The organism is Sulfolobus sp. E5-1-F (assembly GCF_009601705.1).
GTDB lineage: Archaea > Thermoproteota > Thermoprotei_A > Sulfolobales > Sulfolobaceae > Saccharolobus.
Genome location: NZ_CP045687.1, coordinates 551,081 through 565,827, shown reverse-complemented (window position 1 = coordinate 565,827; position 14,747 = coordinate 551,081). Strand labels below are relative to the sequence as shown.

Here is a 14,747-nt window from a genome sequence, read left to right as displayed (position 1 = left end):
TTAACCTTATATTTTTGACTCCATATATGGTTTACTATCTAATTTTAAGAAGCTTTCACTATTAGCTCTCAAAGATTTGCCAAGGCCATTTTAGAGAAAGGCTTTATCTTCCCGTATTCTCTTTAAAGGCTTCATTAACCTCTTCAAGTCTTACACCTACCGTCTTCGGAATAGTAAACCATAATAGTGCAGCAGCGAACGGAACTGGAAGACCTAGAACTACCCATGCTGGTAAAGGACCTATTATTTTTATTAGAGGAAATAAAAGTAGAGGCCCAATAACTCCACCTAAATGCCCTATACCATCAGTTATTGCGAAGCCCGTTGATCTAGCCGCTGTTGGGAATGCTTCACTGCTCATCAAATATCCAGCTAAGTATGGTGGGTTAACAACGAATTCCAATAGAAAATATGCTATAAACCAAGTTATAAGTTCCTTGTTAAGAAGTAAATATGTAGATACGAAAGAGCTGACTAAGAACCCTATTCCTCCAATCTGGGTTAGTAGCCTTCTATCAGTCCTTTCTACTACCCCTAATAGAATAAATGAGATAATGGTAGCGCCAATAGCTGCAAACCCCGACAATCTGATATATTCCGCGTACTGGGCAGAAGAAAAGCCCACTACTACCTTTACGAATGTGGGACCAAGGCCAGTGGATGTGTACTGTATAAAGTAGATGAAGAACCAAAAAACTATGAGCGAGATTAGGCGTTTAAGATATTTCGGCTCTCTTAGTATTTTAAGCTGACTAGAAGATGGAATCTCCTCATAATGAACTATTTTGGGCTGTGGAAGTGATTCCACCTTAGCCCTTTTCATACTTACTTCTTCCATTTTATTTACAATTTTTTCGACTTCTTGCACCTTTCCTTTCCTTATTAATATTCTAATACTTTCTGGAGACAAAATAGCTAAAATAACAGTAGTTATAAGTGATAAGATTCCAGGGATAAGGAAAATTACTCTCCAACCTACTGCTGGAGTTAGAGTAACGATGAAAGCTGCGGCCACTGTACCTACCCCTACTGCTGTCCAACCTGAGATGAAAATCCAATTAGCGTATTTTCCTCTTTTCATACTGGGAGAAAACTCTGCAACATAAACCATAGCTAAATTTAGACTTGCACCAATACCTATACCTTCTATGATTCTAAAAACTAAAAGTATGAAATAATTGGTAGATAAACCCATACCTAAACTTCCAATACATAAAAGCGCAAATGTGGATACCAATATTGGTCTTCTACCTATCCTATCTGATGCAATGCCAAGCCCTATTGAGCCTATGATGTAACCTGCCAATCCTACTGAAACAATAATTGAAGCTTGTATCGCGTTTATAAAAGGGATGAAAGGTAAAGCATAACCTAAATTGGACACTGCGTCATATAGCGTTGCAAAGTATCCTATTCCCAATGCCCATAGTAGCGCGTATGATAGTCCCCAAGTTGGTAGCCTATCTATCCTAGCTAAATATTCATCTAACTTACTACTCATGAGACTACTTCTGCCGATTAATTTATAAAAATGTCTTATAAAAGTCAATTTTGTAGATTTATACATATATTGTATAGTTAGGTACTATCTTTGTCAGTAATACGAGTCTTGACTGAAATAAATAGTATAATCTAAGTAGTTTTAGTCCCAGTAATGATAATTTTTAACTATTTAATTAGATATTTATTCAGTTTATAAAAGAGAGAAAAAGTAAAATAGCTTTATTGGACTTAAGGGATAAATTTTAAAGCTAGTTAAGAGAGATTGAGTGTGTGATGATATATACATTAAAGCTACCAATGCAAGGGCCCTTAAAGTACATAAACGCATATTTAGTAAAAGACAATGAAGAAAGCATATTAATCGATACTGGGCTACCTACTCAAGAAGATATAATCGCTTTAACAAGTTATTTGAAAGTTCATGGTTTTCCAACCTTCGTCTTAATTACTCATTATCATCCAGACCACATGGGCTTAGTTAGATTGTTTAAGGATAAGAGTAACATATTGATCTCGGAAAAGGAGTACGAATATATAACATACTTGCTTAGTGAAGAATATGAAAGAGAAATGAGACAATATTTTCTCGCAAATGGTTTTCCAGAAGAGTTTATTCAGAGAATGCTTAGAAATCGGAGTAGATTTAGTGAAATTATTGACGGCGTAAATTTCAATACTGTTAAGGATGGAGATGTGATAAAATTAGGCCAAGAACAAATGAGAGTGTTATTAACTCCAGGTCACACTATGGGTCATATTTGCCTAGTTTACGAGAAAGTAATATTTAGTGGGGATCACATATTACAAGATGTAACGCCAAACGTATCGTTGTTAAGATTGGAGGATAATCCATTAAAGGCGTATTTAGAAAGCCTTGATAGAGTGGAAAAACTAAATGTTGAGCAATTATATCCAGCGCATGGAGAGCCGTTTAAAGACGTAAGTAAAAGGGTAGAGGAAATAAAGGAACATCATAAAAAACGGCTAGAGGAAATAATAAATATTTTAAGGACCTTAAGGAGGGCTAATGGATTTGATATTGCATCTAGAATTTCTTGGTATAAGAAGTGGGATGAGCTCTCAACTTTTGATAAACAATTAGCTATGGGAGAAACATTATCACATATTAAATATCTAGTTGAGGAGGGTTTTATAAAGGAGATAAATGTCAATAATAGTATTTATTATGCTATGATTAGTTGATATAAAATGGGTAAAATATTTAAAATTGTATGAAGAATGAATTGAGATTACTTTTTAACCTTATTTCGCTTTATATATATCCGATGAAGGTAGAAGATATTAAAAAGATTCTCGTCGTAGGAGCAGGAACAATGGGACATGGAATAGCTGAAGTTGCAGCAATTTCTGGATATAAGGTGTACTTAAGCGATATATCTCAAGATATACTTAACAATGCGTTAGAAAGGATAAGATGGAGTTTAAGTAAGTTACAAGAGAGAGGGCAGTTAAAAGAGAGTGTAGATACCATAATGTCAAGGATTACTACCATAGTGGGATTGGATAAGACAGTAAGCGATGCAGACTTTTCGATAGAAGCTTCAACCGAGAGAATTGACATAAAGAAACAAGTTTTCTCCAAACTTGACGAATTATTACCACCCCATGCAATATTGGCTACAAATACAAGTAGCCTACCAATTACTAAAATAGCTGAAGCTACTAAGAGACAAGATAAAGTTGTGGGAATGCACTTCTTCAATCCTCCAGTATTAATGCAACTTGTAGAAGTAATGAAAGGGGATAAAACTAGTGATGAGACTGCTAAAATAACTTACGATTTAGCTAAGAAGTTTGGCAAACAGCCAATAATGATAAATAAGGATGTACCAGGATACGTTGTAAACAGGATTTTAGGTCAGATAAATATTGCCTCATGCGTATTAGTTGAGAAGAAAGTGGCAGACTACAGAGAAGTTGACGCAGTTGCCAGATATAAATTGGGATTTCCAATGGGAGTATTTGAATTAATAGACTACACGGGAATAGATGTAGCATATTACGTTTCGAAGTCCAGAGAAGAACTAGGAATAAGAGATAATATACCTATATGCAGTTTGATAGAGCAGAAGTTTAAAAATAATGAATTGGGTGTGAAGACCGGTAAGGGTTTCTACACTTATCCAGCGCCTGGTAAATATGTTAAACCAGAGTTGCCAAAGGAATTGGCTGATAAATTAAATCCCGCATTAATTTTGGCTGGAGGTGTAAATGAGGCTGCTAGACTATTAAGAGAAGGAATAGCGAGTAGGGATGATATAGATTTAGGCGTGAGATTAGGATTAGGACTTCCAAAAGGAATATTCCAATATGCAGACGAGTTAGGTGTTGATAATGTCCTTAAGGCTTTGGAGGATCTGAAGGCATTATCTGGTTATAATGTTTTCTCACCAGATCCATTGATAACCCAAATGGTAAATGAGAATAAGTTAGGAATAAAGACAGGGAGCGGATTTTACCAGTATGGAAAGATTGAGGAGAAGAAACTAAATACACTTATCTTACGTATTGAACCACCATTAGCATGGATTATATTAAATAGACCCGAACGATTAAACGCACTAAATCCAGAGTTAGTTAGTGAACTTGACAAAAGTCTAGATGAATTGGAAAGCAGAAATGATGTGAGAGTTGTTATAATTACTGGCAATGGTAGAGCTTTTTCAGCTGGAGCCGATATAGGTTCATTCACTACGCTAAGACCAATAGACGTAATAAGGTTAAGGACTTTAAGGAATGTAGTGAACAAAATTGCTCTTTATACTAAGCCAATAATTGCGGGAATAAATGGGTTTGCATTAGGAGGTGGGCTTGAGTTAGCCATGGCTTGTGATATAAGGATAGCCTCTGAGGTAGCACAACTGGGACAACCTGAAATAAATATAGGCATAATACCTGGAGCTGGAGGAACACAAAGACTACCTAGACTAGTTGGTAAGGGAAGGGCAAAGTTAATGATATATACTGGTGATATGGTCTCAGCTGAAGATGCTTATAAGATGGGATTAGTGGATTTAGTAGTTCCAGCCAATAGATTTGAGGAAGAAGTGAGAAGAGTAGCCTTAAAAATAGCAGAAAAATCTCCAATATCCCTATTAGCAGCTAAATTAGCTATAGAGTTAGGCTATGAATCTAATATCTGGACTGGACAAACTCTAGAGTCAACACTATTTGGACTTCTATTTACAACTAAAGATGTAGAGGAGGGAGTAAGAGCTTTCTTGGAAAAAAGAAAACCGCAATTTAAAGGAGAATAATGTTTTTTATTCTCTCTCTTTTTATTTTTATTTAACCTTTTGGTAATCCTAGGACGACTTCCCCTAATAAATTCCTCAATATCTCAGAAGTACCGCCAGCTATTGTTATTGCTCTAGAGGCTAATAAGCCATACGCTATCTCTGGTCTAAATTCAGGTTCTCTTTCCATAACTAGTCCTTCTATTTCAGCATTAGCCATGGCATTTTCGTAAACCCTCTGTATTGCTTCTGAAGCTACTAACTTTATTACTGCAGCCTCTGGACCTGCAATATATCCTTTCTTTAACCTTTCCAATATTCTTTTATAAAATGACTTTAGCGCAATTATATCTTCTGCTATATTAAATAATTGCTCATTATTGATTGACAAATCCCTTATGAGTCTTTCTACTGTAAACAATATTGTTCCTATGTTAAGCCTCTCATAATTTAACGTGGACATCGCTACTTTCCATCCTTCACCTATTTTGCCAACTACGTTCTCCTTAGGAACCTTTACGTTATTAAAATATACTGTGTTAAATTCTGATCTCCCAGTAATTTGCTTGATTGGACTTACTCTTATTCCCTCGCTTTTCATATCAACTATAAGCATGGTAAGTCCCTTGTGTCTCTCTGATACATCGCCAGTTCTAGTCAAGAGAAGGCAATAGTTAGCCAAATGCGCATAACTACTCCATATCTTCTGTCCATTAACTAGAAAGTAGTCTCCCTTATCCTCAGCTTTAGTCTTTATGCCAGCCAAATCTGATCCAGCATGAGGTTCAGAAAAACCTTGACACCATATATCCTCAGCCGTTAATATTCTCCTTATGTATTTCTTCTTTTGTTCCTCAGTACCATTAAGAATAATTGCCGGACCAACTACGGATACTCCTAGACCAACTGTCGCATAGGGTACTCCTGCCTTAGCGAATTCTTCTCTAACTATTATCTCTTTAATTGGATTTTCTCCCCATCCTCCATATTCCTTTGGCCAAGAGACCCCTAAATATCCGGCCTCATATATTTTCCTTTGCCATTCCCTTAAGACATCTGGAGGGGCCATGTCTCCCTTAGTCCTCACCTCCTCGGGTACATTATTCCTTATCCATTCCCTTACCTTATTTCTGTACTCTTCTAATTCATCCTCATTCTTACTCATAGTTTAAATACCTCCTCTTTACTTTTAAATATTTTCTTATCTACCACTAGTAAAGAAATCCTTATATTTTTCCCTTAAAACCTTCTTATCGAATTTACCTACACTAGTCTTAGGAATCTCCTTAACAAATATTATATCGTCAGGTAGCTGCCACTTAGCAAACCTCTGACTTAAATGCCTTAATAGTTCCTCCTTGCTAACCTTATTTTCGAATCCTTGCCTTAACACAACAAACGCTAATGGTCTTTCTCCCCACTTGGGATGAGGAACACCTATGACTGTAGCCTCAGCTACAGCAGGATGAGTCATTAATTGATTCTCCAAATCTACAGTACTTATCCATTCTCCTCCGCTCTTTATAACATCCTTTATTCTATCTACTATTTTAATATAACCTAGCTCATCTACTACAGCTAAATCGCCACTTCTCCACCATCTATCTACACCATCACCAACAAACGACTCCATTGTTCTGGGATCATTATAATAGGATGAGGCGATCCACGGCCCTCTGATCCATAATTCTCCTACAGTCTTACCGTCATGTGGTACCTCTTTACCAGTTGATGGATCAACAACCTTTATATCAATTCCAAAAGCTGGTATACCTTGTTTTCTTAACAAATCTAGCATATCCTTTTCAGAATATTTCTCCCTTATTTTGGGTTTAATAACACTACCCGCAACTGAAGGAGTGGTTTCGGTAGCACCGTACCCTTGACCAACTTGAAATCCAAACTCCATTAGACCTAAAACTAAGCTCAGAGGAGGCTCACTTCCGCCTATAAGTATTCTGGAATTTACAAATAATGGCTTGTTTTCCATATTTCTTAAGTAATTTAAAATAGAGCTAAACACTTCTGGAACACCAGCTGTAACTGTTACTTTCTCGTTAATCATTAAGTCAACTAATGGTTTCGGATTCTCAGCAGTATATCTTCCCGGTAACACAAGCTTTGCTCCAACTAGTGTAGCAGCCATGAATCCCAACCAACCATTTACATGGAACATGGGTACTAATTGCATAAAAGTATCATCTATTGTAATATTACGTGATATTACCAATGTATTTAATACTATCGATCTATGTGAATAATATATGCCTTTGGGATCTCCTGTAGTACCAGTAGTATATGCTGCATAGCACGCTGTCTTCTCATCAAACATTGGTATCTCGTATTCCTCATCGCCTTCCTCTACTAGTTTCTCGTAATCGTAATAATTACCTTGATGTGTCTTCTCTAAATCAGAAATTAATATGAACTTCTTAACTGATGGAATATTATTTGATATACTCTCAACTAGGGGAATGAAGTCCTCGTTTAAGAACAAAAATGATACTTTAGAGTGGTTGATAATCTTTGCCAATTGAAGTGGGTGAAGTCTAGGATTTAGCTCTAACAGTACTGCACCAGTTGCGGGTATTGCGAAGTATAATTCGTAAAACCTATGTGTATTCCATTCTAATACACCTACTCTGTCACCAACCTTAACACCTAAAGACTTAAGTGAACTTGCGAGTTTTTTAACCCTTCTAAATGCTTCTCTATAATTGTATCTTAAAATTGTATTATCTTTCCTCCTAGAGACGATTTCTTGCTCACCATACCACTTACCCGCATGTTCCAATATTTGTACAACATTAAGTTGATAGTCGTCCATCATAGTTGAAGGAAAACCTTTTATTATCTCCACATGTAATATGTGATCTTTTCTATATTTAAGCTTTTTTACCTTTATAGATAAAAAATGAAACTAAGGGGCTAGACTACCCTAAATAGGGGATACTTCTTGCCGTTTATCTCCTTAAATATTAATTCAACCCTCTTTCCAATGTCAGCTTGACTCTCCTCTACTATATTGGAATACATTCTAAATCCCTCTTCTAGCTCTACAATTCCATAAACAACATGACTACCGTCTTTCCTATAAATTTTAGTCATGGCAAATATTTTACCATGTCCTTTACTAAATCTAACTTCTATATCTGAAGAATGACATTTAGGGCAAAATACTCTTGGATAGTAAAACCTATAACCACACTTATTACACTGAATGAATGGTAGCTTCTCTTCATTGAAATATTTAAAGTATAATTCTCTTATCTCATCATCTTTCATTTCCGCTCACCCAATACTAAAGTTACGCTATGCCTTCTACTCCACCACCCAATTCCATTTAAGAATATAACGTCAGCTCCCTTAACTTGATGACCATCAGCCATATCGTTTAATTGAAGCAATGCTTCTTCTAAAATAACTCCACCACTCATGTAAGCCGGTTGACCAGTATTCAAACTACCTCCCCCAGTATTGATAGGAACATCACCCTTGAAAGTTAAGTCATGAGATTCAACAAATTGTCCAACCTTACCTTTCTCAACTAATCCAATATCCTCCATCTGTAACATTACGGTTATTGTGAATGAGTCGTAAAGCTGAAAGGCATCTACCTTGCTAAGGTCAAATGAAGCCTTTTTCGCACTTTCGATTGCTGGAGTATATATTATATCATCCCATTCAGCTGGTGGATTTGGCCAGTGAGCCTCTCCATATGCTAAAATATCTATATTTCTAAGGGATGATTTACTACTTTTTCTACTTACTATAAAAACGTGAAAACCATCAATTGGATATACTATTTCAAGAAGATGTAAAGGATAAGAAACTATCCTGGATTGTAAAACATCCTTAACTGTAATAGGATTTCTAAATAGAGCCTTAGGATTATAACTTGCACTATATCTCTGCATTACAGCGACTTTTGCTCTTTGTTCATCAGTGGTACCGAAGAGTTTCGAATGCCTATAAGCTACCATTGCATAATCCGATATTGGAGACATCTGCTCATAAATCTTAATGTAGTCATCAAAGGGACTATCAATTATATCTGTTTTTTGAAAATGGTTATCTCTCAAATGAGATATCTTTCCTCCTTGTATACAAAGTATTGTGTCTGCATCCCCTGCCTTGATTGCTTTATATGCTCTATATATCATTGATAATACTGATGGCCCACCATATTGTACATGGTCTATAATTTTCGGCTTTATTCCAAAATATTCACTTATTTGAGCTGGAGGATTTAAATACGTTTTATTACCGTGGAATGAACCTCTGCCTATGTTGGCCATTATCCCATTAATATCAGCATAGCTTAATCCTGCCATTTCTAGGGCCTCATCAATGGTTTCCTTTAATAGCTCTATTCCATCTTTCTCATAATTTTTATATAATCTTCCAGCAAATCCTACAATCATCAATAATCATAATTTACTACTATTAAAAAATCTTGTTCAAATTTCGCTTTCTAATAATACTTATATAGAAGTCCATATTAATTTCTATTATGGCTGAGTTTGTGTATCCTAGCAAGGAGTGGGCAGAAGAATGGTGTAGACTCCTAAATGAAAGCAAGGAATATAATGAGGCAGGGAAAGGGTGGGTATCACCAATTTTATTCATAGCGACCGACATACCTGCTCAAGTGTTGGACTATTTAGGCGTAAAGGGCACTAACACTTTGGCAATGAAACTATATCTAAATAATGGAAAATGCCAAGGTACAGAATTTTTCACCGATATTAGCAAGGCTGATGCACCATACGTACTTGAAGCAAGTTATAATTCATGGAAGGATATAATAAGCGGTAAATTGCAAGTAGTATCAGCGTTGTTATCTGGTACAATAAAACTTAAGAAGGGTAGCCTTTTCGATCTAGCTAGATACACTACTGCTTCAGTGGTAATGGCTAATATCTCAAGTAAAATAAATACAAAATTCCTTGTTTAGCCTACTTAGGTCTTAGCATATTTTCTATGAGAATGGCCAAGTCATCATATTGTTTTTTGGTTAATCCTTGATTTGTCCACAAAATATATCTTCTACCTATCATCTCGCCAATTCCTATTAGCACGTAAGCTAATAATTCTGGATCCACTTTAACAATCTCTCCTCTATCCATAGCCTCCTTTAGACCAATCTTATATCTCTCTGCCAATTTAGTGAAATGCCATATATACATCTCTGGTCTATGTACCTGAGCCTCCACAAATACCTTGTAGTATTTTTTATTCTGATCCATCCATTCTAGAAATTTAGCTAAACCTTCCTTTTCCATTTCTATCCTGTTTTGTATACCCATTGTATTTACCTTTAAATAATATCTCATGCTGGTATTGAATCTTCTAATTAGCTCGTCTAGTATATCATGTTTACTCTTAAAATAGAAATAGAACAAACCATAAGCTACACCGGCCTTATTAGTTATATCACTTATGCTGGTGTTCAGGAATCCCCTTTCCGAAATTAGTTCGAGTGAAGCATTTAATATCTTATTTAATGACTCCTTTCCCTTTTCAGTTTTAGGATACCTATACATTTAGCCCCCCTTTTTGACTACTGAGTCAATTTATAATTTATTCTAATAGTATATAAACCTTTCTAAAGGGAATTAGCATACAATAATACTTTCCCTACTTATAAATAACTGTTATTTATGAGTATAAGAAAATCACAGTCAGTGTAGCACTAACCTCTTTTTTCTAAATATGAGTTAGATTAACAAGTTAGTATATAGGAATGTAGTATAATTTAAAACAATGATTGAGAATTTCTTACAATAGAATTGATGTATAAATCTACAAAATTGACTTTCATAAGATATCTTTATGAATTAATCAACATAACTAATCGCATGAGTAGTAAGTTAGATGAATATCTAGCTAGGATAGATAGATTACCCACTTGGGGACTATCATATGCACTACTATGGGCTATAGGATTTAGCTACTTCATAACGCTCTATGATGCTGTAGGAAATATAGGAGCAGCACTACCATATATACCCTTTATCAACGCATCTCAAGCTTCACTAGTAGCTTCCCTTGGTCTCTTTGGGTATATTCCTGGTTCTCTAGGATTAGGTTACTTAGCAGATAGAATAGGTAGAAGGCCCGTTCTAATACTCACCGTGTTACTCACTGCTATAGGTAGTCTGGGGATGGCATTATCTATTAACTTCCCCATGCTCGCAGTATTTAGATTCATTGAGGGAGCTGGAATAGGAGGAGATTTAAACTTAGCTATGGTATATGTATCCGAATTTGCTCCAAGTGCAAAAAGAGGTAAATATGCGAATTGGATATACTTGGCTGGATGGATAGCAGTTGGTGTGGGTGCAACAATTGCTGCATTGCTAGTTACTGGCTTACCATCCATAGGATGGAGATTAGCCTTTGGAATAGCTGCCATAATGGCAGTAGCCGCACTAGTATTTAGGATCAGAGCTCCAGAGACTGTAAGATTCCTAGTTAAAAAGGGGAGGATAAGTGAGGCTGAGAGTATTGTGAGAATAATGGAAGAGACTGCTATGAGAAGAGCTGGAGTACAGTCATTACCAGAACCTAAAATAATAAATTACTCCTATCAGACTACAAATCCATTTTCAATACTAGCTAAGCCCGTATTTATGAAACGCCTAATAGTGCTCTTATTGTTCTGGTTCTTCATTTACTTCGTACAGTATACGTTTTCGACATTATGGGATTACTATGGAAAATTCATAGGTTACTCTGGGGCAATGTTTAACCAGTTCGTTCTTCTTACCGGATTTGCGGCCTTGGGAGATACTCTGATGGCGTTTCTCCTTTTAACCTTTATTGAGAGAGTAGATAGGAGATTACTGACCCAAATAGGTTCCATAGGTTGGTTAGTAGGTATGATTGTTGCAGCATATTTTGCAGTGCATTTTAATCTACTAGGTATGAGTTTGACCTTAGGCCTTATCACAAATGCTATCGGAGGTGGACTGTCATACTTAGCTGGGTATTTAATGAGTAGTGAGTCATTTCCAACTGCAGCCAGATCTACTGGATTTGCTATTACTGATGGACTAGGGCATATTGGAGGAGCTATAGGTCCATTATTGCTCTTCCCTCTAGTAGTAGCTACTGGGCCAATAAACGCATGGGCTATTGAGGCATTCCCTGTAGTTATAGCTGCAGTGATCTTATGGTTTACTGTTCCTAGGACTGTGGGAGTAAGGTTAGAAGAAATAAACGAAATCCATCTAACTCCGCAACAACCTTAAGGAGGAATTATAAAAAGCGAAAAGTAGCGTTAAAGGAAAAGATAACTAATAAAATTTTTTGAAAGGTGAGTTTTATTTGGGAGTGTTCTCATTCAGTCATCTTATTCGAGAACTGTTAGTAAAATTATATCAAATTATCTCTAATATACTGTATTCCCTTCAAGTAGATCTCGTTTAAGGGCGTTATCTCTCTTGAGAACACGTGAGGATACATAACGTTCAACAAGGCTAAACTGTAATCCACCATCCTCTGACTCCTATTAACCTTAGTATCCCTAGCTAACCTAGCAAGGTGAGACCTACACCAAGAATTATGGCTCTCCACAATGTAAGTGTACTTCTTGCTCGCCACGCGTTTATCAAGAACTTGATAAACACAGTAGTGATCAGTATAATTTACCCCACTCCTAGGTAACCAGCTCAAGAGGAGACGGAAAGTTCCATAACTTCTGTCCCCAGACTCGTAAAAAGGTATCCCATCAGAAAGAGCAGTCCAAATCCAGAGATCCGCTCTAACCTTCCCATGCCTAACACGAAGATAAGTCCAGAACTCGTCAAATACTGTAGACTTGGCCATGAAACTCTTGAGTTTACCCTTCAATATTACCAAGCTCGTGAAGGCCTTTGCTCCAATCCTCTTCACTAGGCTGTAGTTAATGGCTTTCCCTCAACTCTTGATATTGCCCTCATGCTCATCCTGTTCAAGTACTCCTTTAAGATTCTCTCCCTTTGTTCCTTATTCATTCTGTGCTTCAGTGTATTGTAAAACGTTCTTCCACACACTTTGCATCTATACTTTGCCTTCCCTCTAGATGAGCCGTTCTTGACTACCCTATTCGAGTTGCATGATGGACATGTTGGTCTCTTCTCCTTCTTATTCCAACTTTCCTCAAGTAGTAGTATAGTGTTGATGGTGGGATTCCTATTTTCGTGATCTGAACTCCCAAGGAGTATGCTAACGCTAGTGCAATATCCTTTAGCTCGTACTTTCTTTTAAGATTTAAATTTCTTAAAATCATAATGAATAATTGTGCGAGGATTACGGGATCCATCTGTAATAGCCTCACAGAGAATCTCGTAATCCTCGCACATAAACCTTTTTCAGAGACAATTCTTTGCGTTCTAATTCCTTAACCTATAGGTTAAGATGAGTAATTATAAAAATTTCTAGTCTGATATAATTTTACAACTAGATATCGAATAAGATGACTGTTTGAGAACACTCCCCATGAGAACACTCCCAAAGGCAAAGAAAAAGTTAATAGACTATCCAGAGTAATATTATTTATGAGATCAAAAGAAGATTTCCTAAAGTCCTTGAGAGATGGTAGAACTATGTATTATAGGGGAAAACCAGTAGAAGATATAACAACACACCAAATTTTAAAGACAGCCGCATTACATGCTGCTAAATTATATGAATACCCTGATAGGCTTTATGAAGATAGTAAAATGGGAAGAATAAGCAAGTTCTTTAAGGTACCATTAACATCACAGGATTTATTGGATAGACATAAGTTAATTTACGATTTAACGATGTATTGTAATGGTATATTTAACATTTCACAAGCAATTGGGAGTGATGCGATATTTGCACTTATGATCACTGCAAAACAAGTCGATAGGAAATATGGAACGGATTACTCAAAGCGTATAGAGAGATATTTTGAAAGAATTGCTAAAGAAGATCTAACTTTAGCCACTGCTCAGACTGACGTTAAAGGAGATAGAAGTAAGAGGCCCTCCGAACAAGTTGATCCAGATATGTACGTTAGAATAGTTGACGTGAAGAGCGATGGAATAGTAGTTAGAGGCGCCAAGGCCCATACTACCCAATCTGCAGTGTCTGATGAGATTATTGTTATACCAACTAGAGCAATGAGGGATAGTGATAAAGATTACGCGGTAGCTTTTGCAATTCCTGCAAATACTAAAGGCTTGAAGATGTATGTTAGACCAATCGACGAAATTGAGGGAAATTCCTCCTCAATACTCAGTAGAAAAGATTATGAGCTAGAAACTTTAACTGTCTTCGATAACGTTTTCGTTCCTTGGGATAGGGTATTTTTATTTAGGGAATACGACTATGCTGGAACATTGGCAATGTTATTTGCTACCTTTCATAGATTTACGGCATTATCGTATAGATCAGCAACTATGAATCTGTTCTTGGGGACTTCTATAGTAACATCCCAAGTAAATGGTATTGAGAACGAGAAGCATGTGAGAGATGATATAGTTGATATAATTCTCTATAAGGAAATTATGAGGAGTAGTGCAATATCTGCAGCTGTGTATCCAGTAAATATGGAGGGTATAGCTGTGCCCAACCCAATTTTTACTAATGTAGGGAAACTGTACTCAAATATGCACTTCCATGATGTTGTAAGAGATTTAATTGATATTGCTGGGGGAATAATAGCTACTATGCCGTCTCAAGAAGATTTGGAAAGCGAGGAAGGGAAGAATATTGTTAAATACTTAAGGGGCTCAGTGGATGGTGAGGAAAGAGCAAAGGTATTAAAACTAGCTAAGGAATTAGGGGCTAGTACAGTTACTGGATATTTACTTACTGGTATGATACACGCTGAAGGTTCGATGGAGGCTAGCAAAATAGAACTATTCAGGAGCTATAATTTCAAGGAAGCTGAGAACTTAGTTAAAAGGATCTTAAGTTAATCTTTTTCTTCTTCTTTTTGATTTAGCAATAGAAAAGCATAAAAAGAATAAA

Annotated in this window: 11 protein-coding genes and 1 pseudogene; 5 read left to right on the top strand and 7 right to left on the bottom strand. The window is 36.4% G+C overall.

Annotation, left to right across the window (positions count from 1 at the left end):
- Window positions 1–103: 103 nt before the first annotated feature.
- On the bottom strand, window positions 104–1,567 hold the full coding sequence (locus GFS03_RS03085; protein ID WP_153422466.1) for an MFS transporter: 1,464 nt from the start codon (window positions 1,565–1,567) through the stop codon (window positions 104–106).
- A 206-nt stretch (window positions 1,568–1,773) separates the two neighbouring features.
- Between GFS03_RS03085 and GFS03_RS03080 the strand changes: the two genes are divergently transcribed.
- Both GFS03_RS03080 and GFS03_RS03075 read left to right on the top strand, forming a co-directional pair.
- Complete coding sequence (locus GFS03_RS03080; RefSeq protein ID WP_153422465.1) at window positions 1,774–2,706, top strand: MBL fold metallo-hydrolase; 933 nt, start codon at window positions 1,774–1,776, stop codon at window positions 2,704–2,706.
- 83 nt (window positions 2,707–2,789) lie between these two features.
- On the top strand, window positions 2,790–4,781 hold the full coding sequence (locus GFS03_RS03075; protein ID WP_153422464.1) for a 3-hydroxyacyl-CoA dehydrogenase/enoyl-CoA hydratase family protein: 1,992 nt from the start codon (window positions 2,790–2,792) through the stop codon (window positions 4,779–4,781).
- A gap of 31 nt (window positions 4,782–4,812) precedes the next feature.
- On the opposite strand, the gene GFS03_RS03070 is transcribed toward GFS03_RS03075, so the two are convergent.
- The 4 genes from GFS03_RS03070 to GFS03_RS03055 form a co-directional block, all read right to left on the bottom strand.
- Window positions 4,813–5,925: an acyl-CoA dehydrogenase family protein gene (locus tag GFS03_RS03070; protein ID WP_153422463.1), complete on the bottom strand. Its 1,113-nt coding sequence runs from the start codon at window positions 5,923–5,925 to the stop codon at window positions 4,813–4,815.
- A gap of 36 nt (window positions 5,926–5,961) precedes the next feature.
- A complete protein-coding gene (locus tag GFS03_RS03065; protein ID WP_153422462.1) occupies window positions 5,962–7,620 on the bottom strand; it encodes a long-chain-fatty-acid--CoA ligase in 1,659 nt (552 codons plus the stop codon).
- Window positions 7,621–7,688: 68 nt separating this feature from the next.
- The gene (locus tag GFS03_RS03060; RefSeq protein WP_153422461.1) at window positions 7,689–8,045 is read right to left on the bottom strand and encodes a Zn-ribbon domain-containing OB-fold protein; all 357 of its coding nucleotides are present in this window, start codon (window positions 8,043–8,045) and stop codon (window positions 7,689–7,691) included.
- Window positions 8,042–9,184, bottom strand: coding sequence for a thiolase family protein (locus GFS03_RS03055; protein ID WP_153422460.1), 1,143 nt, complete (start codon window positions 9,182–9,184; stop codon window positions 8,042–8,044). Before GFS03_RS03055 ends, GFS03_RS03060 begins: the two co-directional genes overlap by 4 nt.
- A gap of 89 nt (window positions 9,185–9,273) precedes the next feature.
- Between GFS03_RS03055 and GFS03_RS03050 the strand changes: the two genes are divergently transcribed.
- Complete coding sequence (locus tag GFS03_RS03050) at window positions 9,274–9,717, top strand: SCP2 sterol-binding domain-containing protein (protein ID WP_153422459.1); 444 nt, start codon at window positions 9,274–9,276, stop codon at window positions 9,715–9,717.
- 1 nt (window position 9,718) lies between these two features.
- On the opposite strand, the gene GFS03_RS03045 is transcribed toward GFS03_RS03050, so the two are convergent.
- Window positions 9,719–10,306 (bottom strand): TetR/AcrR family transcriptional regulator, encoded by a 588-nt coding sequence (locus tag GFS03_RS03045; RefSeq protein WP_153422458.1) that lies wholly within the window; start codon window positions 10,304–10,306, stop codon window positions 9,719–9,721.
- A 249-nt stretch (window positions 10,307–10,555) separates the two neighbouring features.
- On the opposite strand from GFS03_RS03045, the gene GFS03_RS03040 reads away from it, so the two are divergent.
- Window positions 10,556–12,016, top strand: a complete 1,461-nt coding sequence (locus GFS03_RS03040) for an MFS transporter (protein ID WP_153422457.1) — start codon at window positions 10,556–10,558, stop codon at window positions 12,014–12,016.
- A 124-nt stretch (window positions 12,017–12,140) separates the two neighbouring features.
- Here GFS03_RS03040 and GFS03_RS03035 read toward each other — a convergent pair.
- A pseudogene (locus GFS03_RS03035) lies at window positions 12,141–13,068 on the bottom strand (IS1 family transposase).
- Between the two features lie 235 nt (window positions 13,069–13,303).
- On the opposite strand from GFS03_RS03035, the gene GFS03_RS03030 reads away from it, so the two are divergent.
- The gene (locus GFS03_RS03030; RefSeq protein ID WP_153422456.1) at window positions 13,304–14,695 is read left to right on the top strand and encodes a 4-hydroxyphenylacetate 3-hydroxylase family protein; all 1,392 of its coding nucleotides are present in this window, start codon (window positions 13,304–13,306) and stop codon (window positions 14,693–14,695) included.
- The last annotated feature ends 52 nt before the right edge of the window (window positions 14,696–14,747 follow it).

What these genes read in the sequence shown, in the direction of transcription:
- GFS03_RS03055 (WP_153422460.1), bottom strand. Translation starts at nt 9,184, where the DNA reads ATGATTGTAGGATTTGCTGGAAGATTATATAAAAATTATGAGAAAGAT.
- GFS03_RS03030 (WP_153422456.1), top strand. Translation starts at nt 13,304, where the DNA reads ATGAGATCAAAAGAAGATTTCCTAAAGTCCTTGAGAGATGGTAGAACT.
- GFS03_RS03045 (WP_153422458.1), bottom strand. Translation starts at nt 10,306, where the DNA reads ATGTATAGGTATCCTAAAACTGAAAAGGGAAAGGAGTCATTAAATAAG.
- GFS03_RS03050 (WP_153422459.1), top strand. Translation starts at nt 9,274, where the DNA reads ATGGCTGAGTTTGTGTATCCTAGCAAGGAGTGGGCAGAAGAATGGTGT.
- GFS03_RS03075 (WP_153422464.1), top strand. Translation starts at nt 2,790, where the DNA reads ATGAAGGTAGAAGATATTAAAAAGATTCTCGTCGTAGGAGCAGGAACA.
- GFS03_RS03070 (WP_153422463.1), bottom strand. Translation starts at nt 5,925, where the DNA reads ATGAGTAAGAATGAGGATGAATTAGAAGAGTACAGAAATAAGGTAAGG.
- GFS03_RS03060 (WP_153422461.1), bottom strand. Translation starts at nt 8,045, where the DNA reads ATGAAAGATGATGAGATAAGAGAATTATACTTTAAATATTTCAATGAA.
- GFS03_RS03085 (WP_153422466.1), bottom strand. Translation starts at nt 1,567, where the DNA reads ATGTATAAATCTACAAAATTGACTTTTATAAGACATTTTTATAAATTA.
- GFS03_RS03040 (WP_153422457.1), top strand. Translation starts at nt 10,556, where the DNA reads ATGTATAAATCTACAAAATTGACTTTCATAAGATATCTTTATGAATTA.